The organism is Silvibacterium bohemicum (assembly GCF_001006305.1).
Classification (GTDB): domain Bacteria; phylum Acidobacteriota; class Terriglobia; order Terriglobales; family Acidobacteriaceae; genus Silvibacterium; species Silvibacterium bohemicum.
In genome coordinates this window covers 65804-92096 of sequence record NZ_LBHJ01000012.1, presented here as the reverse complement: position 1 = coordinate 92096, position 26293 = coordinate 65804, and the positions used below count along the sequence as shown (strand labels likewise).

30 protein-coding genes are annotated in these 26293 nt (G+C 60.9%); 15 read left to right on the top strand and 15 right to left on the bottom strand.

The features are described 5' to 3' along the window. Positions 1 to 68: 68 nt before the first annotated feature. Positions 69 to 1145, bottom strand: coding sequence for an energy transducer TonB family protein (locus XX99_RS16815; protein WP_050060578.1), 1077 nt, complete (start codon positions 1143 to 1145; stop codon positions 69 to 71). A gap of 162 nt (positions 1146 to 1307) precedes the next feature. On the opposite strand from XX99_RS16815, the gene XX99_RS16810 reads away from it, so the two are divergent. Together XX99_RS16810 and XX99_RS16805 are read left to right on the top strand one after the other, a co-directional pair. Continuing rightward, positions 1308 to 1886, top strand: a complete 579-nt coding sequence (locus XX99_RS16810; protein WP_050061108.1) for a MogA/MoaB family molybdenum cofactor biosynthesis protein — start codon at positions 1308 to 1310, stop codon at positions 1884 to 1886. Then, a complete protein-coding gene (locus tag XX99_RS16805; protein WP_050060577.1) occupies positions 1883 to 2509 on the top strand; it encodes a YqaA family protein in 627 nt (208 codons plus the stop codon). The genes XX99_RS16810 and XX99_RS16805 overlap by 4 nt, the downstream gene beginning before the upstream one ends. Positions 2510 to 2786: 277 nt before the next feature. Here XX99_RS16805 and XX99_RS16800 read toward each other — a convergent pair whose 3' ends face one another. From XX99_RS16800 to XX99_RS26785, 6 genes are all read right to left on the bottom strand, one after another. Then, positions 2787 to 3122 carry a cell division protein ZapA gene (locus XX99_RS16800; protein ID WP_050060576.1) on the bottom strand — a complete coding sequence of 112 codons (336 nt, stop codon included), beginning with the start codon at positions 3120 to 3122 and terminating at the stop codon, positions 2787 to 2789. A 36-nt stretch (positions 3123 to 3158) separates the two neighbouring features. Continuing rightward, positions 3159 to 3524, bottom strand: a complete 366-nt coding sequence (locus tag XX99_RS16795) for a hypothetical protein (protein ID WP_050060575.1) — start codon at positions 3522 to 3524, stop codon at positions 3159 to 3161. 135 nt (positions 3525 to 3659) lie between these two features. Then, a complete protein-coding gene (pheT, locus tag XX99_RS16790) occupies positions 3660 to 5786 on the bottom strand; it encodes a phenylalanine--tRNA ligase subunit beta (protein ID WP_050060574.1) in 2127 nt (708 codons plus the stop codon). Next, positions 5783 to 6898 carry a phenylalanine--tRNA ligase subunit alpha gene (pheS, locus tag XX99_RS16785; RefSeq protein WP_082125656.1) on the bottom strand — a complete coding sequence of 372 codons (1116 nt, stop codon included), beginning with the start codon at positions 6896 to 6898 and terminating at the stop codon, positions 5783 to 5785. The genes pheT and pheS overlap by 4 nt, the downstream gene beginning before the upstream one ends. Before the next feature lie 56 nt (positions 6899 to 6954). Next, complete coding sequence (locus tag XX99_RS16780; protein WP_050060573.1) at positions 6955 to 7170, bottom strand: type II toxin-antitoxin system HicB family antitoxin; 216 nt, start codon at positions 7168 to 7170, stop codon at positions 6955 to 6957. Next, on the bottom strand, positions 7167 to 7337 hold the full coding sequence (locus XX99_RS26785; protein ID WP_156186046.1) for a type II toxin-antitoxin system HicA family toxin: 171 nt from the start codon (positions 7335 to 7337) through the stop codon (positions 7167 to 7169). Before XX99_RS26785 ends, XX99_RS16780 begins: the two co-directional genes overlap by 4 nt. 137 nt (positions 7338 to 7474) lie before the next feature. On the opposite strand from XX99_RS26785, the gene XX99_RS16775 reads away from it, so the two are divergent. Continuing rightward, positions 7475 to 7999: a gamma carbonic anhydrase family protein gene (locus tag XX99_RS16775; RefSeq protein WP_050061106.1), complete on the top strand. Its 525-nt coding sequence runs from the start codon at positions 7475 to 7477 to the stop codon at positions 7997 to 7999. A gap of 3 nt (positions 8000 to 8002) precedes the next feature. On the opposite strand, the gene XX99_RS16770 is transcribed toward XX99_RS16775, so the two are convergent. Further along, positions 8003 to 8413 (bottom strand): PIN domain-containing protein, encoded by a 411-nt coding sequence (locus XX99_RS16770; protein ID WP_050060572.1) that lies wholly within the window; start codon positions 8411 to 8413, stop codon positions 8003 to 8005. An 8-nt stretch (positions 8414 to 8421) separates the two neighbouring features. Continuing rightward, positions 8422 to 8655, bottom strand: a complete 234-nt coding sequence (locus XX99_RS16765) for an AbrB/MazE/SpoVT family DNA-binding domain-containing protein (protein WP_184085014.1) — start codon at positions 8653 to 8655, stop codon at positions 8422 to 8424. An 82-nt stretch (positions 8656 to 8737) separates the two neighbouring features. Between XX99_RS16765 and hemL the strand changes: the two genes are divergently transcribed. Then, complete coding sequence (gene hemL, locus XX99_RS16760; RefSeq protein ID WP_050060570.1) at positions 8738 to 10057, top strand: glutamate-1-semialdehyde 2,1-aminomutase; 1320 nt, start codon at positions 8738 to 8740, stop codon at positions 10055 to 10057. A gap of 31 nt (positions 10058 to 10088) precedes the next feature. Here hemL and XX99_RS16755 read toward each other — a convergent pair whose 3' ends face one another. Beyond that, the gene (locus tag XX99_RS16755) at positions 10089 to 10535 is read right to left on the bottom strand and encodes a hypothetical protein (protein WP_050060569.1); all 447 of its coding nucleotides are present in this window, start codon (positions 10533 to 10535) and stop codon (positions 10089 to 10091) included. A gap of 347 nt (positions 10536 to 10882) precedes the next feature. On the opposite strand from XX99_RS16755, the gene XX99_RS16750 reads away from it, so the two are divergent. Beyond that, positions 10883 to 11107 (top strand): hypothetical protein, encoded by a 225-nt coding sequence (locus XX99_RS16750; RefSeq protein WP_050060568.1) that lies wholly within the window; start codon positions 10883 to 10885, stop codon positions 11105 to 11107. Then, entirely contained in the window at positions 11104 to 11568 is a 465-nt protein-coding gene (locus XX99_RS16745) for a putative toxin-antitoxin system toxin component, PIN family (protein ID WP_050060567.1), read from the top strand. The genes XX99_RS16750 and XX99_RS16745 overlap by 4 nt, the downstream gene beginning before the upstream one ends. A 26-nt stretch (positions 11569 to 11594) precedes the next feature. On the opposite strand, the gene hisS is transcribed toward XX99_RS16745, so the two are convergent. After that, positions 11595 to 12872 carry a histidine--tRNA ligase gene (hisS, locus tag XX99_RS16740; RefSeq protein WP_050060566.1) on the bottom strand — a complete coding sequence of 426 codons (1278 nt, stop codon included), beginning with the start codon at positions 12870 to 12872 and terminating at the stop codon, positions 11595 to 11597. 137 nt (positions 12873 to 13009) lie between these two features. Between hisS and XX99_RS16735 the strand changes: the two genes are divergently transcribed. Further along, positions 13010 to 13273, top strand: coding sequence for a hypothetical protein (locus XX99_RS16735; RefSeq protein WP_050060565.1), 264 nt, complete (start codon positions 13010 to 13012; stop codon positions 13271 to 13273). A gap of 16 nt (positions 13274 to 13289) precedes the next feature. On the opposite strand, the gene XX99_RS16730 is transcribed toward XX99_RS16735, so the two are convergent. Further along, positions 13290 to 13553 (bottom strand): antitoxin, encoded by a 264-nt coding sequence (locus XX99_RS16730; protein WP_082125655.1) that lies wholly within the window; start codon positions 13551 to 13553, stop codon positions 13290 to 13292. Between the two features lie 146 nt (positions 13554 to 13699). On the opposite strand from XX99_RS16730, the gene XX99_RS16725 reads away from it, so the two are divergent. Together XX99_RS16725 and XX99_RS16720 are read left to right on the top strand one after the other, a co-directional pair. Then, positions 13700 to 14254 (top strand): RNA polymerase sigma factor, encoded by a 555-nt coding sequence (locus XX99_RS16725; RefSeq protein WP_156186045.1) that lies wholly within the window; start codon positions 13700 to 13702, stop codon positions 14252 to 14254. Positions 14255 to 14309: 55 nt separating this feature from the next. Beyond that, entirely contained in the window at positions 14310 to 15269 is a 960-nt protein-coding gene (locus tag XX99_RS16720) for an energy transducer TonB (protein ID WP_156186044.1), read from the top strand. 4 nt (positions 15270 to 15273) lie between these two features. Here XX99_RS16720 and XX99_RS16715 read toward each other — a convergent pair whose 3' ends face one another. Further along, positions 15274 to 15930 carry a deoxynucleoside kinase gene (locus tag XX99_RS16715; RefSeq protein ID WP_050060563.1) on the bottom strand — a complete coding sequence of 219 codons (657 nt, stop codon included), beginning with the start codon at positions 15928 to 15930 and terminating at the stop codon, positions 15274 to 15276. Between the two features lie 148 nt (positions 15931 to 16078). On the opposite strand from XX99_RS16715, the gene XX99_RS16710 reads away from it, so the two are divergent. The 5 genes from XX99_RS16710 to XX99_RS16690 all read left to right on the top strand — a co-directional run bounded on the left by XX99_RS16710 (position 16079) and on the right by XX99_RS16690 (position 23724). Continuing rightward, entirely contained in the window at positions 16079 to 16852 is a 774-nt protein-coding gene (locus tag XX99_RS16710; protein WP_156186043.1) for a hypothetical protein, read from the top strand. Positions 16853 to 17083: 231 nt separating this feature from the next. Further along, positions 17084 to 17842 (top strand): polysaccharide deacetylase family protein, encoded by a 759-nt coding sequence (locus XX99_RS16705; protein ID WP_231581446.1) that lies wholly within the window; start codon positions 17084 to 17086, stop codon positions 17840 to 17842. A gap of 163 nt (positions 17843 to 18005) precedes the next feature. Then, positions 18006 to 19472 carry a DUF418 domain-containing protein gene (locus tag XX99_RS16700; RefSeq protein ID WP_050060560.1) on the top strand — a complete coding sequence of 489 codons (1467 nt, stop codon included), beginning with the start codon at positions 18006 to 18008 and terminating at the stop codon, positions 19470 to 19472. Positions 19473 to 19636: 164 nt separating this feature from the next. Beyond that, positions 19637 to 21508 (top strand): aspartate--tRNA ligase, encoded by a 1872-nt coding sequence (gene aspS / locus XX99_RS16695; RefSeq protein WP_050060559.1) that lies wholly within the window; start codon positions 19637 to 19639, stop codon positions 21506 to 21508. 455 nt (positions 21509 to 21963) lie between these two features. Beyond that, positions 21964 to 23724 carry a M20/M25/M40 family metallo-hydrolase gene (locus XX99_RS16690; protein WP_050060558.1) on the top strand — a complete coding sequence of 587 codons (1761 nt, stop codon included), beginning with the start codon at positions 21964 to 21966 and terminating at the stop codon, positions 23722 to 23724. A 191-nt stretch (positions 23725 to 23915) separates the two neighbouring features. Here the strand turns inward: XX99_RS16690 and XX99_RS16685 are convergent, their stop codons facing one another. Further along, positions 23916 to 24806 (bottom strand): LysR family transcriptional regulator, encoded by an 891-nt coding sequence (locus XX99_RS16685; protein ID WP_050060557.1) that lies wholly within the window; start codon positions 24804 to 24806, stop codon positions 23916 to 23918. A gap of 79 nt (positions 24807 to 24885) precedes the next feature. On the opposite strand from XX99_RS16685, the gene XX99_RS16680 reads away from it, so the two are divergent. Next, a complete protein-coding gene (locus tag XX99_RS16680) occupies positions 24886 to 25506 on the top strand; it encodes a hypothetical protein (protein WP_050060556.1) in 621 nt (206 codons plus the stop codon). A gap of 191 nt (positions 25507 to 25697) precedes the next feature. On the opposite strand, the gene XX99_RS16675 is transcribed toward XX99_RS16680, so the two are convergent. Then, positions 25698 to 26201 (bottom strand): TspO/MBR family protein, encoded by a 504-nt coding sequence (locus XX99_RS16675; RefSeq protein ID WP_050061104.1) that lies wholly within the window; start codon positions 26199 to 26201, stop codon positions 25698 to 25700. Between the last annotated feature and the right edge of the window lie 92 nt (positions 26202 to 26293).

Genomic DNA, 26293 nt, shown 5'->3' with positions numbered 1-26293 from the left:
GACGCTATCGAGTTCCGAACCGCCTCGGGATCACTTCCGGCCCGGGCAGTTACTTCCGGTCCGGGTAGTTACTCCTGGCCGGGCTGGATGTTGTAGAGGAAGTAGAAGCGCAGCTCGAGAAAGGGTCCTTTGAAGTTCTTGGGCAGCTGCGGATAGGGCGAGGCCCCGGTGATGCCGCCCCAGGCTGCGCGGTCCAGCGATACGTCGCCCGAGGGCAGCTCCAGGTGCATCTCCTTCACGCTGCCGTCGGGCAGGATCTTGAAGCGGATGCCCACGCGTCCCTGCTTGTTGAGCGGCGGCTGCGCGGCTTCGGGAATGATGGGGTACCAGGCCCGCTTGGTGTCGAAAATCACCCGCTGGATATAAGGCCCGAAGTCGACGCCCATGGTGTCGCTGAGCACATCCACGGCGCCGTTCATGCCGCCATGCTGGGACGGCGCTCCGGCACCATCGTCGCCGCTATACTCGCCGCCGTGGCTGCGCGCATTGCGGGCCAGGTCCTGCAGCTGCTGGCCTACGGTAGTCTGACCGGTCTGGAAATTGGGCTTGGTAGGAGCCGGTGTGGGCGCCTCGAGCTTGGCCTGCTGGTTATTGGGCAGCGGCTGGGCCGGAGGCGTGGGCTGCTGCTGCGCTACCTGGGGAGCCGGCGGGGCAGGCGTCTGCGGAGCGGGAGGAGCAGGCTGCTGGACGGGCTGCGGCGGTCCCGCTCGCTTCATCGCCTCCAGCTCGCGCAAAGTCTTCTTGTCCAGCGTCGGGTGCGGCGACTGCTGAACCCGGTTCTTATCCGAAATAGCTTTCGCGTCCTTCGGCTTGATCTGCTTCAGCGCATCCGGCGGCAGCTCGAGGAAGGTCATCTCCTTCTGCCGGTCACGCAGGACCAGGGAGGGATCTTTCACGCGGATATTGAAGAGGTATCTGGGCCCGTAGAAGAGGAACCAGAAGATGACCATGTGAACGATCAGCGCGATCCAGATTTTCTCGCGCAGAGCCGCCCAGTTGCGATCGCCCTCGAGCTCCTCGATGACGCTCAGCAGCTCGTGAGGGTTCAGATCCTCATAGCGGTTGGTCGGCCGGAGGCGCGGGGGCTCAGGCGCCGCGGGAGGCGGAGGGCCGGGAGGGCTGTTTGGAACTACTGAGATCGGCATTCTAGAACGTTGGGCCTGCCAGGCATCCGCAAAGGACGCCGAAATTCGTCGCCGAAACGCAGATGGTCACGCGGGTGAAGCTGAACATATTCTCTCACCCTTTACGCCGGTTCCGCTGCGTTGTTTTATTTCCGCAATGTGGTTGGCCCTACAATCGAAGGGATGATTGAAGCGGCAGTGATTACTGTGAGCGACTCCTGTTCCCTGGGACAGCGGGTGGATCTCTCCGGACCGGCGGTTGCGACGGAACTGGCGACGCATGGGTTTGACGTAAGACTGCGCTTATTAGTAGCAGACGAACAGCAGGCCATAGAAGACGCGCTTCGATCCGCCGCAAATCAGGTCCCGCTGGTGGTAACTACCGGGGGGACAGGCATTTCCCCGCGCGACGTCACCCCGGAAGCCACCCGCGCGGTCTGCCATCGCCTGCTCGAAGGTGTCTCCGAGGTGATGCGCGCCGAAGGCCGCCGGGAGACTCCGTATGCTGCACTGAGCCGGGCAGTCTGCGGGACCGTGTATGTTCAGCGCTCTCCTGCAAATGATGCTAACCGCTCTCCTGCAAACGGAAATCAGCGCGATTCAGGCCATGGCGAGAGCCTGGTTCTGAATCTCCCCGGCAGCCCGCGCGGCGCGCTGACCTCCCTGCGGGCCGTGCTGCCCCTGGCAATCCACGCGCTCGAGCTGCTGAGCGGCCGCACCGAACCCTCCCTCCATCATGCCCAAAATGAGGGATCGCATTGAAGAAGCTGCTAGTTCTCTCGAATAAGTACCGGTTGCTCCTCCTCGCATTTCTCAAGCCGCTCGGTTTCTGGGGCGTGGGACTGATCGCCGCGCTCGACTCCAGCTCAATTCCAGTGCCCATGGATCTCATCGTGGCCGGATATGTCTGGAATGACGCCCACCACTTCTATCTCTATGTATTGATGGCATCGATAGGATCTTCGCTGGGCGGTCTCGTTCCCTACTTCATCGGCCGCGCCGGAGGCGAACTTTTCCTGCTCAAGCGCATCGATCGCGCGAAGTACGAACAGCTCCGCGACCGCTTCGGAAAGCAGGAGTTCCTGGCCCTGCTCATCCCCTCGATGATGCCCCCGCCCACTCCCTGGAAGCTCTTCGTCTTCGCCGCGGGAGTCTTCGAGATGCGCGTGGTGAATTTCATGCTCGCCATCTTTGCCGGCAGGGTGATCCGCTTCACCATCGTCAGCCTGTTGACCATCCGCTACGGTCCGGAGATCGTCCACGAGGTCGGGGAGCTGGCGTCGCGGCATATCGTGCCTGTGCTGGTTGTTTTGGGAGCGATCTTCGGCGTGCTGGCGCTGGTTGCGGTGCGCAAGAGCCTGGGCAAACGTCAGGTCGCCGGCTGAAGTGGCGCCGCGCGGACGGGCATGCGCTGCACACGCTTAAGGGCTTTCACCACAGAGGACACTAAGAGCACAGAGGACTTCGCTTGTGCCTTGCATCTTCGGAGATGTCTGGGAAAAAAAGGTATCTTCTATTTTTGAAGAGATTTAGTGGAGCCGCGTTGACGGGTATTTACCGCACGCGCTTAAGGGCATTTACCCCAGAGGACACGGAGTGCACAGAGGTCTTTGCTTGTGCGCTTCGTGTCCTCTGGCGATCGGGCAGAGATTTTGGTGTTCTTTAGCCGATCTTGCGTTCATCGCTCAGTACGTCGTCGAGCAGACCGGCCAGGGAGTGGGCGCGGGTGCGCAGCGATCCCTGGCTCTGGGTGGCGTGTTCGAGTGTGGCCAGCTCGTCGGCGATATTGAGCGCGGCGAGCACGGCTACGCGCAGCGAGTCGACCGTCTTGCCGTGCGAGGCGACGGCGCGCATCTTGGTATCGACCATCTCGGCCAGACGCCGGAGGTACTCCGGGTCATGGCCGCGCAGATGGTAGGTCTGGTCGTAGATATCGACGGTGATGGCTTCCATGGATTCGGCGCCGTTCGCGCTCTGGGGCTTTTGGTTCTGGGGCATCGGCTGACTCCTTCCGATAGGTTTAAGCCCGATTGATTACGCCGGGATCTCGTCCAGCTGCCTGAGCAGGCGTTCCACGCGTCCGCGAACGGTCTCCCGCTCTTTCTCGAGCGTCTGGATCTGGTCGTTATTCTGCGTGGTCTCAGTCGTGAGCTCGCCGATTCTGTGCTCCGCGTCTCCGAGCTTCTCCTGGAGATTCTCGGCGCGCTGCTCGGAGTTGAGTCCACTCTCCTCCAGGCTGCGCACGGTGTTCTCCAGCGTCTGCACGCGATGCTCGGCGGCGATGCGGGTTTCACGTTCATGCTTGAGCAGCTCCACCATGCGCAGCACACGCTGCTCGAGCGCGTTGAAGTCATCGGCGGCAATGGGGAGTTGAGCTTCTTCGAGAGCAAGCGTCGACATCTGGGGCACCTCTAAAACGGGGAAAATTTTGCGTACAGCTCTTCGCGCAGTATAGCGCTCCTAAACCCGTGGAAACCCCAAAAAGGGGCGGTTCGCGGGCCGGGTGTTCCTACTTGTGTACAACTGGCAACTGGATCAGCTTCGCAGCCGTCCGCCGATGAATTCCATCGCGGCGATGATCTTCTGCGAGAAATCCTGCAGCTCCTCTTCGCGAAGTGTTCGCTCGTTCGACTGGAAGACGGTGCGCAGCAGCAGCGAGAAATTTCCTGCGGGCACGGCCTTGCTCTGGGAGTCGCGCAGGATTTCTTTTGGCGCGAAGCTGCGCAGCTCGGGAATGGCGAGCGCCTGGAGCGCGTTCTCGATGGCCGCGTAGGCGACGGAGTCGGGAAAAAGCAGCGAAAAATCACGGCGCACGGCCTGGAACCTCGAGAGCTCGCGGACCAGAGGCTGACGCAGAGCAAGCCGATACAAGCGATCGAGAGAAAGCTCTCCGAGAAAACAGATCTGCTTTAACTTGCGCCGCTCGGCTTCGGCGGGATGGAGCTGGCCGAAGTATCCAACGGTGATTCCATCCACGGCTATGCGCGCTGCACGGCCGGGATGCAGCCAGGACGGCAGCAGCAGCGCGTCGAAATAGACGGAGCGCGAAGAGAATTTGCCGAGCAGCTCTTCGATGGTTCCCTTGAGGTCGTAGAAATTTACCTCGGCGTTGCCGAAGGCGCGGCCCGAGGCTCCGATGGCGAGCGACGGCTTTTCTTCCACCCTCTCGGTAGTGCCGCTGAACGCCGTTCCGATCTCATAGAGCGCCACGTCTTCGACATCGCGATTGAGATTGAGCGACAGCATGGCGACCATGCCGGGCAGCAGCGAGGGGCGCAGCATTCCCGCCTCTTCGCTGAGCGGATTGCCCATGGCCACGGCCGATGCAGGCTGTGGCGCGAAGAGCTCCGCGTCAGCCGCGGCACAGAAGGTCGAGGCGATGGCTTCGTTCCAGCCCAGCGCGAGTAGTGTGCGGCGGATGGTGGCTTCCTTTTCTGCCCAGGAAAGTTCGACAACGGAGCCCGAGAAGGCGGGTAGCGTGTTCTGGAAGCGGTTGTAGCCGTAGAGGCGCGCGACTTCTTCGATGAGGTCGATCTCGCGCTCCAAATCCAGACGCCAGCTGGGCAGCGTGACGTTGTAGCTCGCGGATTCGGTCTTCTGCAGACCGCAGCCCAATCCGGAGAGGATGGTCTCCGCCGCCGCAGCCGTGATGCCTTCGGGATCCTCGGTCGCGCCGAGGATGCGCTTCACCTCGCCTACGCTGAAGCTGACGCTCGAACGCTTCGCGGTGCGCGCTTCGCCTTCGGGAATAAGGACATCGGCGAATTCGCCTTGCTGGTATCCACCGGATTCGAGGATGATGCGGCTCAGCAGCGCGGACGCGATGGGCGCAGCGTTGAAGTCGGCTCCGCGCTCGAAGCGATGCGAGGCGTCCGTGTGCAGCAGGTGCCGCTTGGAGGAGCGGCGAATGCTGGTCTGATCGAACCATGCGGCTTCGACCAGCACGTTTTTCGTTTCGGCCGTGATGCGCGAATCCCATCCGCCCATGACGCCGGCCAGGGCGAGCGGCTTCTTTTCGTCGGCTACGATGAGGTCGTCGGGATCGAGTGTGCGCTCGATTTCGTCGAGTGTCTTCAGCTTCTCGCCCTTGCGAGCGCGGCGCACGACGATACCGCCCTCGATCTTGTCGAGGTCGAAGGCGTGAGTGGGCTGGCCCATCGCGAACATCACGTAGTTGCTGGCGTCGACCGCGTTCGAGATGAGCTTCTGCTCGAGCAGGCGAAAGCGCTCAACGACGATGCCGGTCGAGGGCTGGATCTTCACATCGCGCAGCACGCGGGCGGTGAAGCGTCCGCAGAGCTTGGGTTCTTCGATGAAGATGGGGTAGGCGGTCGAGGAAACTGCAGGTCCCTCCACTTCGCTTCGCTCCGGTCGGGATGACAAATCTTCGAGGGAAGCGTTGAGCGGTTGCAGGGCGAGTCCGTAGATGATCGCCGCTTCACGCGCGATGCCGTAGTGATTCATGGCGTCGACGCGGTTGGTGGTGATGTCCATCTCGAAGAGCGAGTTGTGTCTTGCCTCATCGGGATCGCCGTCGTGTCCTTCAACAAAATAAACGCCTTCCACGGCGATGCCACGCAGGGTCAGATCGTTGGCGAGCTGGCGATCGTTTACGTTGAGTTGCGGAAGGTAGGAGCGAAGCCAGGAGCTGAGAATTTTCATGCGAACTGCTCCAGAAAGCGCAGGTCTCCCGAGTACATCAAGCTGATGTCGCTGATGCCGTATTTCATCATTGCGATGCGATCGATGCCCATGCCGAAGGCGAAGCCGCTGATCTTCTTGGGGTCGTAGGCCGGCTGTTTTTGCTGCGCGAATCCGAAGACCGCGGGGTCGACCATGCCGCAGCCGAGCAGCTCGATCCATCCCGAGTGTTTGCACTTGCGGCAGCCTTTGCCGCCGCAGAAGGGACAGCTGATCTGCACGTCGGCCGAGGGCTCGGTGAAGGGGAAGAAGGACGGGAAGAAGCGTGTCTTCACGCTGGAGCCGAAGAGCTGCTTCATGGCGTAGTCCAGCGTGCCCTTGAGGTCGGCAAAGGTGATGTTGGTGTCGACGCAGAGCCCTTCGAGCTGATGAAAGATGGGCGAGTGCGTGGCGTCGGCCGCGTCGTTGCGGTGCACCTTGCCGGGGATGACGATGCGCACCGGCGGAGGCTGCTGCTCCATCGTTTTGATCTGCACCGGAGAGGTGTGCGTGCGCATGAGAAGGCGGTCGCGCAATGGCCTGCGCTCCTGGTTCGCGATGACGAGCGTATCCTGGGTGTCGCGCGCGGGATGGCCGGGCGGGAAGTTCAGCGACTCGAAGTTGTAGTAGTCGGTCTCGACCTCGGGACCCACTCCGACAGAAAAGCCGATGCGGGCGAAGATGGCCAGCAGCTCATTCTGCGTTTTGATGAGAGGGTGCTCGGCGCCAAGCTTGCGCTCTGTGCCGGGGAGGGTGATGTCGATCCGCTCGGAATCGAGCGCATGCGTGTGGCTGGCCTGGCCCGCTGTCTCCAGGCGCGTTTCGATCGCAGCCTTCAGCACATTGAAGCGCTGGCCGATGAGCTTTTTGGCCTCGACGGGAGCGGACTTCAGCCACGCGTCGCTGATGGCCTTGAGACGGCCCTGCTTGCGGCCCAGCCAGTGGAGACGAAAGGCTTCGACGGCGTCAGGAGTCGCAAGCGCCTTGGCCGAAGCGTCTACTTCAGCGGCGACGGCGGCGAAAGCCTGGTCCAGCTCGGCTTCGTTATAGCCGGGCAAAAGAGGGATTGCATCCCCAGAAACGTGCTCTGACATGATCTCTTCGAGGATAAATGATCGGGAGGGGAAGACTGGCTCAGACGTGCGGCGCGTCAGGCAGGTACGGCAACTTCGATAACCCGCGTCGTCGGCTCGGGGATGGGTTCGCCATCGGCTCGCAGGCCTTCGATATGAAATGCGACGCCTTCGCGGACGAGCTGCTCGGTCTCTTCAAATGTCGATCCGGCGACGCCCAGTCCAGGAAGATCCGGTACGTAGGCGCTCCAACCGGTTTCGGCCTTCTCAAAGATAACGGCGTATTCCTTCATTTGAGGCCTGCCTGCTTCAGAATGTTATTGTACGTCCCCTTCGCCATATCGGCAGATGGATGACCCGCGATCGTCACCTTGCCCAGTTTCAATGCGTGCTCGAATTGGCGATGACTTCCTCGCTGTGCCACCTGATGCCATCCTTCCCGCTCAATCAAGCGAAACATCGCGCACTTTCATGTGTTGTCGTTCCTTCGCACATGACATTACGCTCCGCTGCAACGGAGATTGGCTCAATACGGCTGGGAAGTTCGTGCGGTGCAAAACCCAAGTCACTTACGACGTCCGGCGCTACACTAATTTCATGATCCGCTCTTACCAGGGACACACCCCCGTCATCCCCGACAGCTGCTATGTCGACGTCTCCGCGCAGGTCCTCGGCGATGTGGTGCTTGGCGAGCATGCCAGCGTGTGGATGAATGCTGTCATCCGCGGCGATGTGCATTCCATCCGCGTGGGCGCGCACTCGAATGTGCAGGACTGCGCCGTGCTGCATGGGATGCGCTATCTGTATCCGGTGATCGTGGGCGAGTACGTCACCATCGGCCACAATGCCACGGTCCATGGCTGCGTCGTCGAGGATGCCTGCCTCATCGGCATGGGCGCGACCATCATGAACAACGCCCGCATCGGCGAGGGCTCGATTGTGGCTGCCGGAGCCCTGATCCCCGAAGGCATGGTTATTCCGCCGCGGTCTCTCGTCGCCGGCGTGCCCGGCAAGGTGCGGCGCGAGCTCACCTCCGACGACCGGGACCTGATCCTGAAATACGCAAAGAATTATCTCGATTACACCAAGATTTATCTGGAAGAGCAGACAAACTGGAAGTAGGTTTTACTTTGTGGGCAGGAATTCGATGTTGACGAGGTGGGCGGCGGGGCTGAAGCCAAAGTCAGCCGTGACCACGGTATCTTGCGGCGAGTCCAAAGCGAGCTCAACGCAGAACGCATCGGCGTAGGCAATTTTCGTGGTTGCCTTAATGATTGCTGCACGCACTGCGCGCTCCGGCGACGCTGGCTCAATCAGCAGCCCTAATCCATAAAGGCCCGACATCATGTATTCGTAACGGGCGCGGTCATAGCATTGGAAGAGTTTGCAGGCAATCTCCCCCCACTGCACCGCAGAAATCACAATTTTGATTTGGGCATTGGCATATGAGTCCAATAACTCGCGGACGCGATCAGAACCTGGCTCTTGATCCAAATAGCGAAGCAGGGCGCTGGCATCGAGCACGTACGTGGTCATTTCTCAGGTCAGCGCTCCTGCCAGCGGCGCTCGTCTTCCCGGCGTTCCGCGATCAGTTCGTCCGCCATCGATGGGCCGCCCTTGGTGATGCCGTGCAGTTCTTCAATCAACTGCTTCACGGGCTGCAGAACGATCTTTGATCCTTCCACGGTCACGGCGATCTTTGTGCCCGGCTCGATTCCCAGCTGGGCGCGGATTTCCGCCGGGATTACCAGCTGTCCCTTGGTGCTTATGGTCGTCACTTGGGTGCTCATGTCTTACATTTTATCAGAGGTAAGACGTTCAAAATTCTGTAAGGCGCGCCGCGCTTCATATACTGGTTGCATGAAACTGACCCGCTCCCGCACCCTGCAGCAGCGTGCTGAAAAACTTTTGCCCGGCGGAGTCGATTCGCCGGTTCGCGCCTTTCGCGCTGTGGGTGGAGAACCGCCCTTTGTTGTTCATGGCGAGGGCGCTTTCCTGTGGGATGAGGACGGCAATCGCTACATCGATTACTTCGGCTCCTGGGGGCCGATGATTCTGGGCCATGCTTTTCCTCCGGCTGTGGAGGCGATTCAGCAGGCGGCCGGCCGCAGCGCCAGCTTCGGCGCCTCGACGGCGGCGGAGGGCGATCTGGCGGAGCTGGTGGTGAAGGCCTTCCCCTCCATCGAGAAGCTGCGCTTCGTCAGCTCGGGCACGGAGGCCACGATGTCCGCCATCCGCCTGGCGCGGGCGTTTACGGGACGCAAGTATGTCATCAAGTTCGAGGGCTGCTACCACGGTCACTCCGATGGATTGCTGGTGAAGGCCGGCTCGGGCGTGGCTACCTTCGGCATTCCCGGTTCGGCGGGCGTGCCGGAGGAGATTGCGGGTCTCACGCTGGCGCTGCCTTTCAACGATATCGATGCGGTGCAGGCGGCCTTCGCCAAGTATAAAAATCAGATTGCCTGCATCATCCTCGAGCCGGTGGTGGGCAATGCGGGCACCATCGCTCCGGCGGAGGGTTATCTCGAAGCGCTGCGCGCAATCACCACGCTCGAAGGCTCGCTGCTGATCTTCGATGAAGTGATGACCGGCTTCCGTCTCGCGCTGGGCGGCGCACAGGAGCTTTATCGGATTCTCCCCGACCTTACGACGCTGGGCAAGATTGTGGGCGGCGGGCTGCCCTGCGCCGCTTTCGGCGGGCGTGCGGAGATCATTAATATGCTGGCGCCGCTGGGGCCGGTCTATCAGGCGGGAACGCTGAGTGGGAATCCGCTGGCCATGGCGGCTGGAATCGCCACGGTCGGGCATCTCATCGCGCACCGCGCCGAGGTTTACTCGCAGCTTGAGTCGATGAGCGAAGCGGTGGCCGAAGGGGTCGCGGTTGAAGCTGCAAAAGCCGGCGTTGCGCTGACGACAAATCGCGTGGGCGCGATGTGGACCTGGTTTTTCACGGCGGAGCCGGTGACGGATTTCGCGACTGCTGCGGCTTCTGACACCGCTGCCTTTGCGCGATTCCATCGAGCGATGCTGGAGCAGGGCGTGTGGCTACCCTGCTCGCAGTATGAAGCTGTTTTTCTCAGCACCGCACACACGATCGAGAACCTTGAGCAGACGATACAAGCGGCGAAGGCGGCTTTCGCTGCCGTTGCCGAAAGCCAGGGCCAGTCCGTTTCCGCCTGAAGGCAGATGACGCCGGTCCCGGCAAACCTATTTACTGAGCCCCGTAGAGCTCGACCTCAGGCCGGTTGCGATCACGCTGGTCGGCGCGTGCATACCAGAGCTCCAGGCTGCGGATGTGGCGCTCGCCGCCGGGCAGCGCGATCCAGCGGCTGGTTCCTCCGGGGCCGATGTATTGGTTCACGGGCAGCGGCTCGGAATCGCCATCACCGTAGTGAATCAGCACGTGATCGAATTGGATCGGCGCGTAGCGCACCTTGAGTAGAACAAAGTGAAATCGTCCCGCGTAGCGATCGACGCGGATGTCGTCGTGATCGGTAGGGCCGTCGACGTGCGCTGTTCCCAGGATGAATGACGGGCGCTGCTCCGGAACGGCGGGCGCGTAGGGGCGCGGATAATATTGCGCCTGCGCTGCGAAGGGCAGCAGCATCGCGGCAGCGAGAAACAGTTTGGAAGTAGTGGTGAAGCGGCAAAGGCTCATGGGTTACATCTCCTTACAAGTGGCACATGCGGATGGACCCGGATGCGCAAGCGAAGTTGCGATAAGCCTCTGCAAAAGCGGGAAGAATAAAGTTGCGTTTTTTTTCGTGGGCGGGTGAGAGACGTGTAAACTCTGCCTCAATTGTGCGCATGGACGGTTACAAATAATGCCTGGAACCAGTTTCACCTGCCAGGATTAGGGAAACCGAACACATTGCTCTGCAGCTAGCGCTGTGCCCCGATACGGAACCGCTTGTACAAGCGGCTCTTGAGTCGCTCCCATTCAACTTCTGCATAGAGAGAACTTTTTGGCGGGTAAGGAATCCTTGTTTCCTTTAAAATGAACGAATGCTGGCGAAGAAGACATCGAAGAACCAGATCACTCTTCCGAAAAACGTAGTGACACATTTCAGCGGAGTCGAATATTTCGACGTTAGCACCGACGGGGAATGCATTGTGCTGCGACCGCTGCAGAGGAGCCGCGCAGATGAAGTCCGAGCGCGTCTGGAGCAACTCGGAATCGACGAGCAGGATGTGACGGCTGCTGTTTTGTGGGCGCGTAAAGGCAAGTGAAGCCGCGCGTTGTCTTCGACACAACGACGGTTATTTCCGCTCTGCTCTTTCGGAGCGGGAAGCTGAGCTGGCTCCGGGATCACTGGCGCGAGAACGCCTGTGTGCCCCTTCTATCCCGCGATACTGCAGCTGAGCTCACGCGTGTGCTTGCTTATCCCAAGTTCCACCTGCTACCTGAGCTCACGCGTGTGCTTGCTTATCCCAAGTTCCACCTGCTACCTGAGGATAGGCATGAACTGCTGGCCGAGTATCTACCCTGCTGCAAAATTGTCGATGTCAGGAAGACGTGCCCAGTGCTATGCCGGGATGCAAAAGATCAACCCTTTCTCGATCTGGCCCAGAGTGGAAAGGCAGATATCTTGGCGAGCGGAGATCGAGATCTGCTGGTGCTGGCAGGGCGCACACCGTTTTCGATTCTTATGGCGGAAGAGTATCGCGTCGGGTTCGGCGATCGCGGGTAGGGCGAAAGGCCACATCTTCGCCTACGTTAATGGGAGCTCGTCAGGAGTTGTTCACGCGCAACCTTCGTCTGATCGCTAGTAGCGAAGTCTTTCACGGTGAGAATTCCGGACTTCACCTCGTCCTCACCCAGCAGAACGATCTTCTTCGCCAGCTTGTTTCCTATTTCAAACGACTTCTTCATCCGGAAGCTGCCGTCGCCTAGCTCTACGCGTAGCCCTGCGCGACGGAGCTCGCGGGCTAGTTCGAGCGCTGCTGGATTCTGATCCGGAGACAGTGGCGCGATGAAGAAATCAGCCAGGCCGGCGGCCTGCTCTTGCGCGGCCTGGAGCGTCAGAATCAGCCGGTCTTCGCCCATGGCGAAGCCGATGCCCGGAGCCTTCGGTCCGCCGATCGCTTCGGAGAGTCCATCGTAGCGTCCGCCGCCGAGCAGCGCATTCTGCGCGCCTAATCCGCCGTGGGTAAATTCGAAGGTGGTGCGAGTGTAGTAGTCGAGGCCGCGCACCAGTCGCGGATTCACGTGGTACGGCACGCCGCATGCGTCCAGCGCAGCGAGAACGGCGGCAAAGTGCGCTTTGGAATCGTCGTCGAGAAAATCGGCGATCTTGGGCAGCTTCTCGATGATCTCCTGATCCTTCTCGTCTTTGGAATCGAGCACGCGCAGCGGGTTGGTTTCGGCGCGCCGCTGGTTGTCCTCGCACATCAGGTGCTTCACCGGCGCGAGAGCCTCGCGAAGCGCGGCCACATAGCGCGGCCGGTCTGTCGCCGATCCGACGGAGTTGATGTCGAGGTGCCAGCCTTGAATGCCCAGCTCATCGAGGAAGGTTGCGAGCATTTCGAGAACTTCGGCATCGCGCAACGGCGACTCGGACCCCGCGCTGATGGGTCCGATGACTTCCGCGCCGATCTGCCAGAACTGCCGATAGCGGCCCTTTTGCGGCCGCTCGCGCCGGAACTGCGGCCCGATGTAGAAGAGCTTCTGCAGCAGGCCGGTGTCGCCGAGCTTGTGCTCGATGTAGGCGCGGACTACGCCGGCGGTGTTCTCGGGGCGCAGCGTGAGCGATTGCGCCTTCTCGGATTGCGGGCGCGCGCGATCTTCCCACGTGTACATCTCCTTCGAGACGATGTCGGTCTCTTCGCCGACTCCGCGAGCAAAAAGGCTGGTGTCTTCGAAGATGGGAGTGCGGATCTCGCCGAAGTTGTAGCGCGAGAAGACGCGCCGGGCGGTGGCCTCGACGTGGTTCCATAATTCTGTTTCGGGCGGAAGTAAATCCCGCGTGCCGCGTACGGCTTTCAGGGTGCTCATTGTTGTGTTCAGATTATCAGCTAGGCCGGGGTTGGCTTTGGGCCGGGCGGTTGGTAACGCGGTCGGCAAAATTCCTGCCGGCAAGCTTACTTGAGTGGTTTCGCGTTACTCTAATCGTCTATTCGAGGATTGTTCTCATGAGCCAGATTCCTGTTCAGACGGTAATCGTTGCTCGCACCAAGAGCGTCGCGCTCTCCCTGATTCTGACCCTCTTTTTCGGTCCGCTGGGTATGCTTTACAGCACGATCTGGGGAGCGGTGGTGATGATCGTGCTCTCCATTCCCGCATTCATCATCACCTTTGGGCATGCGGGATTCATCGTCTGGCCGGTTTCGATGATCTGGGGCGCGTGGGCAACGCACCGCTACAACCAGCGCCTGCTTTATCGCGCGGGACTTTAGGCGATCGGTATAGGCCTCAGGCGTGGCTCGTCCAATTTTCGATCACGAGATCGCGGACACATTGGTCCTGCACTGCAAGGTCTTCGACATTGCTCATGAAATCACTGGATGCGGCGGGTGCTTCTTCGAGGTAAGCGGACCAGTCGGAGGGGCGAGGCGAGAGAACGATGTCCTTGCCCTCCTTGCGGATGAAGACCTCACGCGAGCCCACCTGAAATTCTTTCGGCAGCCTCACGGCCTGACTGCGATTGTTCATGAAGATTTTCGCTGTCTTGCGCATAGGCTCTCTCCTCGTCCTGAGATATACGCAAGTCTATGCCGGTAAGCGTGGTCCAGCGTAGCGAATCATACCCCGCGCCCGTCTGGCCAACATTTTGCATTCCGCTCCGTCCCACCCTCCGTATAGAGGAGTGAAGGGCAAATCGGATGGACTCTTCGATTTGTTCAGACGGCAACGTGACGGCGAGCTTTTCACACCATCTGCGCTTTCGCAATCTCATGCTGGAGCACCAGTCGATGGTCTTCAGCATCGCGCTCCGCATTCTCGGCGACCGCTCCGCAGCCGAGGAGACGGCGCAGGATGTCTTCCTCGAGCTGCACGCGAAGCTTGGCGAGCTTGAAGAAGACCAGCATGTTCTTCACTGGCTGCGCCGCGTTGCCGTGCATCGGGCTATCGATCTGCTGCGCCGCCGCAAGCGGCGGCCGGAGGTGCAGATGGACTGGAGCGAGCTGCCCGAAATACCCGACCGGCAACCCGCTCCCGTGGACGACGACCCTCCCCTGAGCGCGCAGCTGCAGCAGTTGATCGGCTCGCTGCCGGCGGTGCCGCGATCCGTCCTGATTCTGCGCTATCAGGAAGACATGAGCCCGGACGAGATCGGCAGTGCGCTCAACATGCCGGTTGCGACCGTGAAGAGCCATCTGCAGCGCAGCCTGCGCCTGCTTCGCGAAAAGGCCGCGCGGGTGGTGCGCCAGAGCTGAGATGAAAGTAGTCGAGCGGTTTGGACATGAGGCGGCAAAGAAATCGAGACTGACGATGAACGAACGAGAGCTACACGAATTCGATGCCGAGATGGAGCAGGCGATGTATGGCGCGCTGGCGCGGGTCGCGGCTCCGGCTAGCTTGATCGGCAGAGTCGAGCAACATCTTCTTCAGGCGGAGAGGTCGCGCAGCATTCCTACCTTTCAGCCGCTGAAGCTGGGTGCGCGCAGCGCGTGGATGAGCTTCTGGTCCGTGGGCGCGCACGTCTCGGCGCTGGCCTTGATCGTCCTGGTGGTCTTTGCCGGAGGCAAAGAGATCGTAGCTCCCACCCGCATCGCGGTCACGCCCATTGACGTGAAGCCGTACCTGCCGATCACCCTCTCTGGCAAAGACGCCATGGGCGGAGGCGGTGGAGGCGGCGCGCACGAGCTCATCGAGGCCTCGAAGGGACATCTGCCCAAATTCGCTGACAAACAGATCACTCCACCGCAGATTATCCGCAATGAGGTTCCGAAGCTGCCGATCGAGGCAACCGTAGTGATGCCGCCTATCCAACTGCCTGATGCAAACATGCCCAATGTAGGCGTGCCGCAGTCGCCCCAGGTTTCGCTGGCCTCGCAGGGACCAGGAAGCAGGTCAGGATTGGGAACTGGCGACCACGGTGGAATCGGTCCGGGCAACGGTAATGGCGTGGGACCCGGCACGGGCGGCGACTACGGCGGTGGAGTGATGAGCGCCGGCGCTGGAGTCTCCGCTCCCGTGGTGATCTACTCCGTCGATCCGGAATTCTCCGACGAGGCGCGGCGCGCCAAGTATCAGGGCATCTGCCCGGTCGCGCTGATCGTGGATGAGCACGGCAATCCCACGCACATCCACGTGGAGCGCTCGCTCGGCATGGGCCTGGATGAGAAGGCCGTTGAGGCGGTGAAGCAATACCGCTTCAGGCCGGCGTACTATCACGGGCATCCGGTCGCGGTGGAGATGGTGGTAGTGGTTAACTTCAGAATCTTTTGACGGCTTACGGCCGCGAGGGTGAGTTCTCGCCCAGGGGCAGGAAGTATTGCGTGCCTTTGATCGGCTCCGACAGGCGCTTCAGCAGCAGTTGCAGGTCCTGGTTGTTGTGGACGAAGTCGATATCCGAGGTGTTCACGATCAGTAGGTCGCTTGCCGTGTAGTGGAAGAAGAAGTGTTCGTAGGCTGCGGCCACCTGTTCGATATATGCATCGCTGATCGCGCGCTCGCCGGCCACGCCTTTGCGTTTCAGCCGCTGTTTCAGCACCTCTGGCGTGGCTTGCAGATAGATGACCAGGTCGGGCGTGGGAAGCTGCTCGCGAAACATCTGGTAGTAGCGCTTGTAGAGGTCCAGCTCGGCGTCGCTGAGATTGACATAGGCAAAGAGCTTGTCTTTTTCAAATAAATAATCGGAGACCACCGGAGTCTCGAAGTCCGTCAGCTGCCTCAGCTGCTCGTACCGCTCCATGAGGAACCAAAGCTGCGTGGCAAAGCCTATCCCGGGCTGCGCCTGGTAGAAGCGGTCGAGGAAGGGATTATTCTCCGGCTCGGCGACGCGGCGGGCATGGAGCGATTCGGCCAGGATCCCGGCGAGCGTCGACTTGCCCACGCGCAGCGGACCCTCAACAGCGATAAAGCGGGGCGCTTCGAAGAGATGTGCCATCTCTCCAGATCCTATCGCTCGAGCGAATGAAAGTCGAAGAGCATCTCCTCATGTGTTTGGGCATGCCTACGTCGGCAGCAAATGCGATTGCCTTTCGATGGTGATCGAAGTAAGCTGGCCCGGCAGAGCGGTCGCAGAGGAGATACGGATGCAGAGTTGGTTGAGCCGGATATTCCGCGGAATTTTGTTCTTCGTCCTAGCCGTAGCTCTGCCGATTGTTGCGCAGAATCCACAGCAGCAGCCGCCACCGAATGCGAAGCCCGGCGACCGTCCTCAGCAGGGTGGGCAGCCTGGCAACCGTCCCGGTAATCAACCCGGAAACCGGCCCGGAGGCCAGAATCCGGGAAATCGTCCCAACCCCGGAGGTGGACGCCCGCAACCGTCGCGGCCAGGTCCCGGTCAAGGAAACGGCGGCCCTGGAAATGGAAAACCGGGCGGGAACGGCAGACCGGGCGCGGGTGCCCCGGCGAGGCCGCAGCCTGGTGGACAAAGACCTCGGCCGGTTGGCCCTTCACGCCCGCAGCCTTCGCGTCCTAACCCCGGTGGAAATCCGCCGCCGCGTCCGAACCCCGGCCAACGGCCTCCGGCACATCATCGGCCGCCGTCACATCGCCCGCCACAGTGGGGCAGGCCGCCGCAAAACCGTCCTTCGTACAACTTCCGCCCCGATAACCGCGACTATTTCCGCCGCTATTATCAGCACCGGCTCGGACTCATCAATCGCTCCAGGAGGCCGGTCTTCACGGTAGGCGGCTACTTCCCGTACGGAGACATCGGCTATCTCTCCGCGCTGCCGCCGGATCTCTACGGCCAGCTGCCGCCGCCACCGCCCGGCTACCGCGTGGGCTACTACGATGGATATGTGGTGGTCTATGACCCGCTGACCTACTTCATCGCGAGCGTGATCGATCTGCTGCAATAGAGGGCGATAGCTTCATCCACATGGCCCCGCCCTATCGGCGGGGCTGAGATTGATGACGAACCTTTGCAGCGCGAGCGGGGCGTTCCCTCAGCGGCTGAAGCCGCACTCATTCTGCTTGATTTATGTACGGCCGGAAGGCCGTACCCTTCCCCAGCCAAAACTTTGTCAACAATCTGGCCCACCAACATTGGCGGGGTTGTCTTTTTGCGCACAGAAGCGGATTGTCCGGCGGTGCGAGATCGTAAACTGGTGGGTATGCTTGCCGCCCTCAGCGCCGCGACCGCAACCACCGCTCTTGCCGCAGGAGGCTATCTCTACGCCGGCATGTGGCCTTCGTCGCAGCTCTTCGGGCAAGCCATCCTCGCGGGTCGCGATCCCCGGGAATTCGCTCTTACCTACGATGACGGGCCCAACGACTCCTGCACCGAATCGATACTCGAAATCCTTGCCCGCCACGATGTCCGTGCGACCTTCTTCGTGATCGGCCGCTTTGTCGCGCAGCGAAAAGAGCTCGTCCGGCGTATCCGCGCGGCGGGGCATCTGGTCGGCAATCACACCATGACCCATCCCGTGCTGCTCTTTCAATCTCCTCGACGCGTGCAGGAGGAGCTGGCCGGCGCCAATGCGGCCATCGAAGATGCCCTGGGAGAGCGCGTGAGCTATTTTCGTCCTCCGCACGGCGCGCGCCGCCCCGACGTGCTGCGGGCTGCACGCGAACTGGGGTTGGCTCCGGTGCTGTGGAACGCCATGGGCTATGACTGGAAGCCGACGACTGCGGAGAGCATCCTGGCCCATCTCGACAAAGGCATTCACCGCAATCGGAAACAAGGTAGTGGCTCGAACCTGCTCCTGCACGACGGCGGACAGGCCGGCATCGGACAGGACCGCAGCGCGACCGTGGGTGCGACCGCGCTGCTCATCGCCCGGGCCGCGGAGCAGAATATCCGCTTCGTCACCCTTGATGCCTGGAAGAGCACGCTGAAGGCGTAGCTCGCCGGCGCGCAAATTTCTTTTCCCCGCTCGCGGAATAAATCTGCCTCGCCCCCAGTTGTATCGATACAGGGCAGAGATCGCGGATTCGCTCCATCGCTCACGCTGCCCTGGTCGACCTCCCCCAGAAGTCTAAAAATTTCTTTTATCAAGGTTGCCTTCCATGGACAGCACTACTGCCGTGTCTTCTCCCATCGATGCTCCGCTTCCTCCCGACGCGAACGAGGAACTCGCCGGTCCTCCTCGCGAGCTTGCCCCGGTCAATCGCAAAGAACGTATTTCCAGCCTCGATGTGCTGCGCGGCTTTGCGCTGCTCGGAATTCTGATGGTCAATATCGACGACTTCAGCGGTCCGGAATCGCTTCATGACATTCCTGTGGGCGTAGGAAAGCCAGCCTTGACCGGTCCTCATGCTCATCTCAACCTGATTGTCCTGCTGCTGAAGTGGATGTTCATCGAGAACAAGATGCGCGGCCTATTTTCCGTGCTCTTCGGTGCTGGAGTGATTCTCTTCACCCGGCGCTCGGATCGCGGCGCGGAGAAGTCGGCCGACACCTATCACCGCCGCAACATGTGGCTGATGGTGCTGGGCGCCGTGCATGGGACGCTGATCTGGAGCGGCGACATTCTGTTGATGTATGGAATGAATGCGCTGCTAGTCCTTTACCCGCTGCGCAAGCTCAAGCCTCGGACCCTACTCATCGCAGGTACAGCCGTCTGGGTCGGCCTCACCGTGCTGGCGTATTTGATCTTCTTTCACGGGTTCGACAGCTTTGCTCTGCGCCGAAAGGCAGCGGTTGTGACCGCTGAGCAGCGAGCCGGGAAAACACTGACCGTCGAAGATAAAAAGACCCTGGAGCAATGGAAGCTGGTGCAGGCTCCTATGCACATTTGGGTGCGGACACCGGCCCCGGTGGCCATCGACCCTGCCAAGATACAGGAAGACATCAAAGCGAAAACCAGCGGATATTTTGCGCGGCTTAAGGAGGAAGGCACGGAGTTCTTCAGCCGAACTTTCATGATTGTCGCCCTCGGCGCGAGCCTCGATACGATTGGAGCGATGTTGGTGGGCATGGCCCTTTTCAAGAATGGATTTCTTACTGCCGAGCTCCCCTTTGGAACCTATGCTCTTACCGCGGTGATCGGTTTCCTCATTTCCATTCCGTTGACGGTCTTCGCCATTCTCAAGGCCTATGCGGCCGGCTTTTCGGTGTTGGCACTGAACGAATGGATCTTCACCACGCAGTACACCTCAACCGAGGCGGGTGTGCTGGCCATCGCGGCTACCATCCTGATGATGTGCAAGACCGGCTTCTTCCGGCCGCTGCTGCGGCCCTTTGCCGCGGTGGGGCAGACGGCACTGAGCAACTACCTGTTGACCAGCATTCTTTGCCAGTGGATCTTTTGCTTTGGACCGTTGAAGCTCTATGGACAGCTCGAGTATTACCAGGCGGTCTTTGTAGTTTTCGCGGTGTGGGCGATCAATCTGACCATCAGTCCACTGTGGCTTCTCGCCTTCGAATTCGGACCATGCGAGTGGCTCTGGCGCTCCCTCACCTACTGGAAGCTTCAGCCCATGCGCCGCTCCAGACAGGAAAAGCTGGCGGCCACTGCGGTGTTTCAGGCATAGGCCTTCATTCGCAGAGAGCCTGGATCGCCGTGCGGAAGTGCGGCGATCCCAGAGGCGCTTCTACAAATGTCGTCCCAACGTGGCGGCGGAAGGCGCGATTGCCTGGACGGCTAATCTTTCCCTGGAGGCTTTCATTCTCACAATATAAGTAGAATAGAAAAACTGTGACACTCGATTTTTTAGGCACCCTCCAACGCACGCATACCTGTGGAGAGCTCCGCGCTTCTGATGCGGGCAAGTCCGTTGTTCTTCTCGGCTGGGTTAACCGCCGCCGCGATCATGGCAACCTGATCTTCCTCGATCTCCGCGACCGCTATGGCATCTCGCAGGTGGTACTGGACAAGGATCTTGGCGACGCGGCCCATGCCAAGGCCGAGCAGGCGCGGCCGGAATATGTCGTCGCCGCTGTCGGCAAGGTGCGGCTGCGCGGCAAGGACGTGGTGAATCCCAAGATGGCTACCGGCGAGGTCGAGATCGTCGCCGAAGAGCTGCGCATCCTGAACGATGCCAAGGTCCCGCCATTCTCGCCGGCGGAAGACGCGATCGCGAATGAAGAGGTGCGGCTGAAGTATCGCTACCTCGACCTGCGCCGCCCGGAGATGCAGCACAACTTTGAGGTGCGCCACAAGGTCGCGCTCGCGGTGCGCGAGTACCTCTCGGGCCAGGGCTTCTACGAGATCGAAACGCCGTTCATGACGCGGTCGACGCCGGAGGGCGCGCGAGATTATCTTGTGCCCAGCCGTGTCCATCCCGGCAATTTCTATGCGCTGCCGCAGTCGCCGCAGCTGTTTAAACAGATTTTGATGATCTCCGGTATGGACCGCTATTTCCAGATTGCGCGCTGCTTCCGCGACGAGGATCTGCGCGCCGACCGCCAGCCGGAGTTCACGCAGATCGATCTGGAGATGACCTTTCCGCAGCAGGAGACGGTCTTCCGCATCGTCGAAGGCTTTCTCAGCGCGGCGTTCAAGGCGGTGGGCATCACGCTGCCTACGCCGTTTCCGCAGATCACGTATGACGAGGCGATGCGCAACTACGGCATCGACAAGCCCGACCTGCGCCTGCCCGGATTGACCGATGTGAAGTCCGCATTCACCGCGGAGAATCTGGCGGCGCTGCAGATCGACGCGAGCCTGCCGGTGGTCGCGCTGCGCATTCCCAAGGTTGGCGAGCTCTCGCGCAAAGAGCGCGACGACAACAAGCCGCTCTTCGATACGCGCAAGGGCGCGAAGTACATCGACGACCTCAAGCGGCTGGAAAAGGGATTTCCCGAGGCTGCTGCGAAGGTGCGCGAGCTGGCGCAGGGTGGGGCCGACGACCTGCTCATCGTCGTGGCGGGCGATGCCGCGACGCACATCAAGGCGTCGGATACGAAATCGGCGGGGCGGCTGTCGGAGCGTGAGATTGCAATCTATTCGGCTGCTGGCAATTTCCGCGTGGAGCTGGCGAAGAAGTATGCCGATCGCCATGGAGCCTTTGCCGTCACCGATGCTGCGGTGAACTCGCCGGAGCGCGACACGGGACTGACCGATGGCTCGGCTGCCTTCCGTCCTATCTGGGTTACGGACTTTCCCATGTTCGAGCATGACGAGGAGACCGGGAAGTGGATGCCGTCGCATCATCCGTTCACCTCGCCGCATGAGGAGGACATGGATCGCCTGGTCTCCGATCCGGCATCGGTGCGTGCCCGCTACTACGATGTGGCAATGAATGGGCTGGAGCTGGGCTCGGGCTCGATCCGTATCCATCAGCAGCAGGTGCAGCAGGAGATCTTTCGTGCGCTGGGCATGTCGGACGAAGAGGCGCGCGAGCGCTTCGGCTTCTTCCTCGAAGCACTGCAATACGGTACTCCGCCGCACGGGGGTATTGCGCTGGGACTGGATCGCATCGTCATGATCCTGGCCGGGGCGAATAGCCTGCGCGAAGTGATTGCGTTTCCGAAGACGGCGAAGGCCATCGATCTGATGGTCGACGCGCCTACTCCGGTCAGCGAGCAACAGCTGCGCGAGCTGCATATCCGGCCTACGAAAGGGTGAGGCTGCGATAACCGAAATGCGGCAACCGGCACGGCTGAAAACGCCGTAGTCCTATCCTATAGGCTCTAATCCCGGAGCGATCTGAGCTCTTTCAGAGTTCTCGCTTCGGGTGCCTATCATTGGCGAACATCTTCGTTGTGGCGCCCGTTGACATATTTTTGCTTCCAACGGGCGGCGGCTGCACGCGCCTGCAATGTGCAGTGGTGCATGCAAACAGCAGGTCCCTCGGCTCGCGGTGCTCGCTCGGGATGACAAATTTTGTTTCGGTCTCCTTGCGTGAACGTGTCTGCATTTTTTTAACGGTTCGCGCCGATGAGGCCTGCCGCGTTTGCGCACTTTGTTATTCTTCTCCGTTCTTGCATTTCTGGTTTTTTCCCCCGGTTGCGTTTTGGTTTTGTGTCCCGTCGTTTCACATTCCATTTCTTTGTTTCACATCTTTAGGAGGAACTGCCCGCATGCCGACGCTTGTCCGTCGCACCTTGTCTCTCTTGCTCATTGCCAGTGCTGTCCCGGTCTTTGCTGCTGATAAGCCCAAAGCGAAGCCCGAAGCCGAAGTCCCTGCGTGGGAGCAGCCGCAGCCTGCCGTCGAGACGATCGACTACGGGATGTACGCGCGCATTCGTGAAGAAGGCCTGCAGCACTCGCACATCATGGAATACGGCTCGGCGCTGGCTGACGCTATCGGTCCGCGTCTCACCGGCTCGCCAAATATGGCCAAGGCCAACGCGTGGACGCGCGACCAGCTCACCGCGATGGGCTGCGTGAATGCGCACCTGGACGACTGGGGCGAGTTCGGGCTGGGCTGGCAGCAGCTCAATACGTGGGTCCGCATGACTGCACCCGATACGGCGGTGTTCATCGCGCAGGCCACGCCGTGGTCGCCGGGCACGAACGGGCCGGTCAGCGGCGACGCTGTGTACGTGAACATTCAGGACGATAAGGATTTCGAGCAATACAAAGGCAAGCTGGCGGGCAAGATTGTTCTGCTGGGCGAGATGCGCGAGGTTCCACCGCTCGATAAAGCTCTCTTCGAGCGCTACTCGGACAAGGAGCTCGAGGATATCGCGGAATATCCCACGGACGACCGCCGCGGCGGCGATATGCAGGCGCGCATCAAGGCCTATCTGGCTCGCACTCGCATGGTGGATAAGATTGCGCAGTTCCTGGCCGATGAAAAGGCTGCCGGGGTCATCCGCCCCAGCCGTGACGGCAACAACGGCGGCGGCTCGGGTGGGACAATCTTCGATGACAACGGCGCGGCGCTTGGCCGCACGCCCTACAAGCGTGAGGGCGCGGTGAAGGTGCCGGTGGTGGTGATGGCGATCGAGAGCTACGGCCGCGTCTTCCGACTGCTGCAGGCGCATGTTCCCGTCACCATCGAGATGGATGTAGAAACCAAATTCACCGGCGACCATGAGCATGGCTACGACACCATTGCCGAGATTCCCGGCGCCGATCCGACGCTGAAAGAGCAGGTGGTGATGGTCGGAGGCCATCTCGATAGCTGGATCGCCGGGACGGGCGCGACCGACAATGGCGCCGGGACCATCGTGGCCATGGAGGTGATGCGCATCCTCAAGGCGCTCGATGTGCATCCGCGGCGGACTATCCGCATTGCGCTGTGGAGCGGCGAAGAAGAAGGTCTCTTCGGCTCGCGCGGATATGTGAAGGAGCACTTTGGCTTCGCGCCTCCGCTGACTACGCCCGAGCAGCAGGCGCTGCCGGAGTTCCTGCGCGGCACCGGTGCGCTGGAGTTGAAGCCCGAGCAGAAACTGATCTCCGGCTACTTCAACCTCGATAACGGCTCAGGCAAAGTTCGCGGCATTTATCTACAGGAGAACGCGGCGGTCGAGCCGATCTTCGCGCAATGGATCGCGCCGCTGAAGGATCTGGGCGTGACGACGATCACCATGCGCAACACCGGCGGCACCGATCATCTTTCCTTCGATGCGGTGGGCATTCCCGGCTTCCAGTTCATCCAGGATTCGCTCGATTACGAGAGCCGTACCCACCACTCCAACCAGGATGTCTTCGAACGGCTGCAGCCCGGCGACCTGAAGCAGGCGGCGACGGTCGAGGCCATCTTCGTCTATAACGCCGCTATGCGCGACCAGATGCTGCCGCGTAAGCCGCTGCCGCATCCCGAGCTTCGCCAGCAGCAGACCAAGCCGTTACCCGGAGTTTTTCCGGGCGCGGTAGAACCGGATGGGAAGTAAGTATTTTGCAGATACAGGCGGCGGCCGGAGGATTGGCCGCCGTTGGAGTTGTCCTGCGTTTAGGGAGCAAGAAGGCCGAAGGCTGAACGCCTCGGAATTTGATCGGCTTATTCGTGAGGCTGAAGCCTCACGCTCCCTCCGAAAAACAAGCCCTATCTGAAAACGAATCTTTGATTCTTCCTCAATGCAGATCAGTTGGCGTCGAGCGTTTTGGTGAGGACGCCGAGGAAGGCTTCCATGCTGGGCGACACCCATCGGTCGCGGTGCCAGAGAATGTGGGTGGCGATGTCGAGGCTGGGGCCATCCCAACGCAGGGCTTTGAGCTTCTGGGCTTTCAGCTCGGAGGCGACGACGATCTCGGGAAGGAGTCCGATGCCCATGCCGGCGGCGAGGCAGTGCTTGATGGCCTCAACGCTGGAGAACTCGGTGGTGCTGCCCGGCCGCACGCCTAACCGGGCGAGCAGGTCATCGAGTTTCTTACGATACGAGCAGCCTGCCTCGGTGAGCAGAAGCGTCTGTCCAGCCAAGTCTTCCGGCTGCACCGCCCTTTTGTCGGCGAGAGGATGCTCGGGATCGGAGATGAGGAAGACCGCCTCGGTCCGCAATCGCACCGACTTCAGATTCTCGCTCAAGACCTCGTCGGTCATGCTGATGGCCATATCGAGCTTGCCGTGTTCGAGCGATTCGCAGAGGGGCGCGTCCCATTGGGGGCGAAAGATCAGCTCCACCTTGGGATAAAGCTTGCGGAAGCGCTGCAGCACCTTGGGCAGGCGATAGGTGAGGACGCTCTCCGGCGCTCCGATGCGCAGCGGTCCGGCCGGTTCGAGGCCAAACTTCACAGCGAGCTGGCCCTGATCCATGGCGGACAAGGCGCGGTCGGCGTAGGGCAGGAAGCGGCGGCCGGCCTCGGTGAGGACGACTTTCTTGGCCAGCCGGTCGAAGAGCGGTATGCCCAGCTCCTCTTCGAGGGATCTGATCTGGGCGGTCACATTCGACTGCACCGTATTCACGCGCTCGGCGGTGCGGGTGAAGTTCAGTTCCTCGGCCAGGACGGAAAAGATACGGAGCTGCCGCACTTCCATAGGAGCAATCTCCCAAACAGATTTATTCCATACTAACAATCTATTGGACGGATGCTGCGGTGAGGCCGAGACTTGAAGGATGGGCTTTCGCCGCAAAGCACGGGGCATCGGACTGCTGGGCGCTGCCGCTTTCGCCGCATTGAATTTGTTTGCCGCGCCGGCGGACGGGCAGGGCGGCGGCGAGCTGCATCCTGCTGTCGTCTTTTCCTTCGATACGCCGGCGAGCGCGGGAATCTGGCCATCGATTGCCCAGGCGTTCGCCCGGGAGGCGCTGGATCCACGGCAGAACTATCCGCTGCCGGCCGATACGGAGCTGCTGCCTGCCTTTGCGCTGCATCCGGGCTCGGAATTCGGCCGGGCGATTCAGGTGCATCTGCTGGGGCGCTGCGATGTGGCCGAGCAGGCCTTCCGGCCGCTGGGGCCGGGACCTTTGGGGTGGGTGCGGAGCGTTTCCGGAGAGATTCAGCCGTTCGTCTACGTCGATTGTGCGAGGCTGGCGCAATTTCTAGATGCGAAGGTGCTGGGCATGGATGACGAGCAGCGGGTCGCGGCTATGTCCACCGCGATTGCGCGTATCACCATCCATGAATGGCTGCATATCACCCTGCAGAGTGCGGCACATACCGATCATGGGATTCGCCGCGCGGAGCTTACTCCGGATGACCTGGTGCAGCTGGCGCCTAGTTCGGCTGGAAACTGACCGGTTGCGTCGGCTGGTTTAGGCCAAGGTCCACGATGACCTTCTGGGCTTGTCATTCCGAGCGTAGTGATGAATCTCAGCCTGGTTGATACAGGCAAATCGCTGGGATTCTTCCCCCCTTTGGTCGTCAGAACGACGTGGCATTGGGGACAGTCAGAATAACGGGTGGATTGCGGGACCCGGCAAGTTCTCTAATTCAGCCGCCAAATCGCAAAATTGAGATATGCGGCGAAGGTGACCCAGGCAAGATATGGGACCAATAGCCAGGCTGCGGTGTGGCTCATCTTGCGGAAGGTCAGGATGGTGAGCAAAATCGCGACCCACAGCACCACGATGTCGGCGAAGGCCGTCAACAGCTGGTGAGTGTCGAAGAAGATCCACGGCCAGAGAAAATTCAGCCCCAGTTGCGCGAGAAAGAGCCGGAGGCCGCGATACCGGCAGGGGCTGGGGCGCGTCTTCCACACCATCCACACCGATACTGCCATCAGCGCATAGAGGATGATCCATACGGGCCCGAAGGCGGAGTCGGGCGGGTTGAGTGGCGGCTTGACGAGGCCGGCATACCACGTCGAAATGCTGTGAGCGCTGAAGACGGATGAGATCCCGGCCACGGCAAAGCAGAGAGCCAGCCATCCGGCGAGCGCCAGGGCAGGTCTGGATCTGGCTTTGGGCCTGGCTTCCTGTCCTGTTGCCATCGTCGCATCCCTCCAAATTGCATCGCCCAACATTGGATGCTAGCAGCATTCTCCATGCACGGCTCGACGGCGATGCGGCAAAGAAATATCCT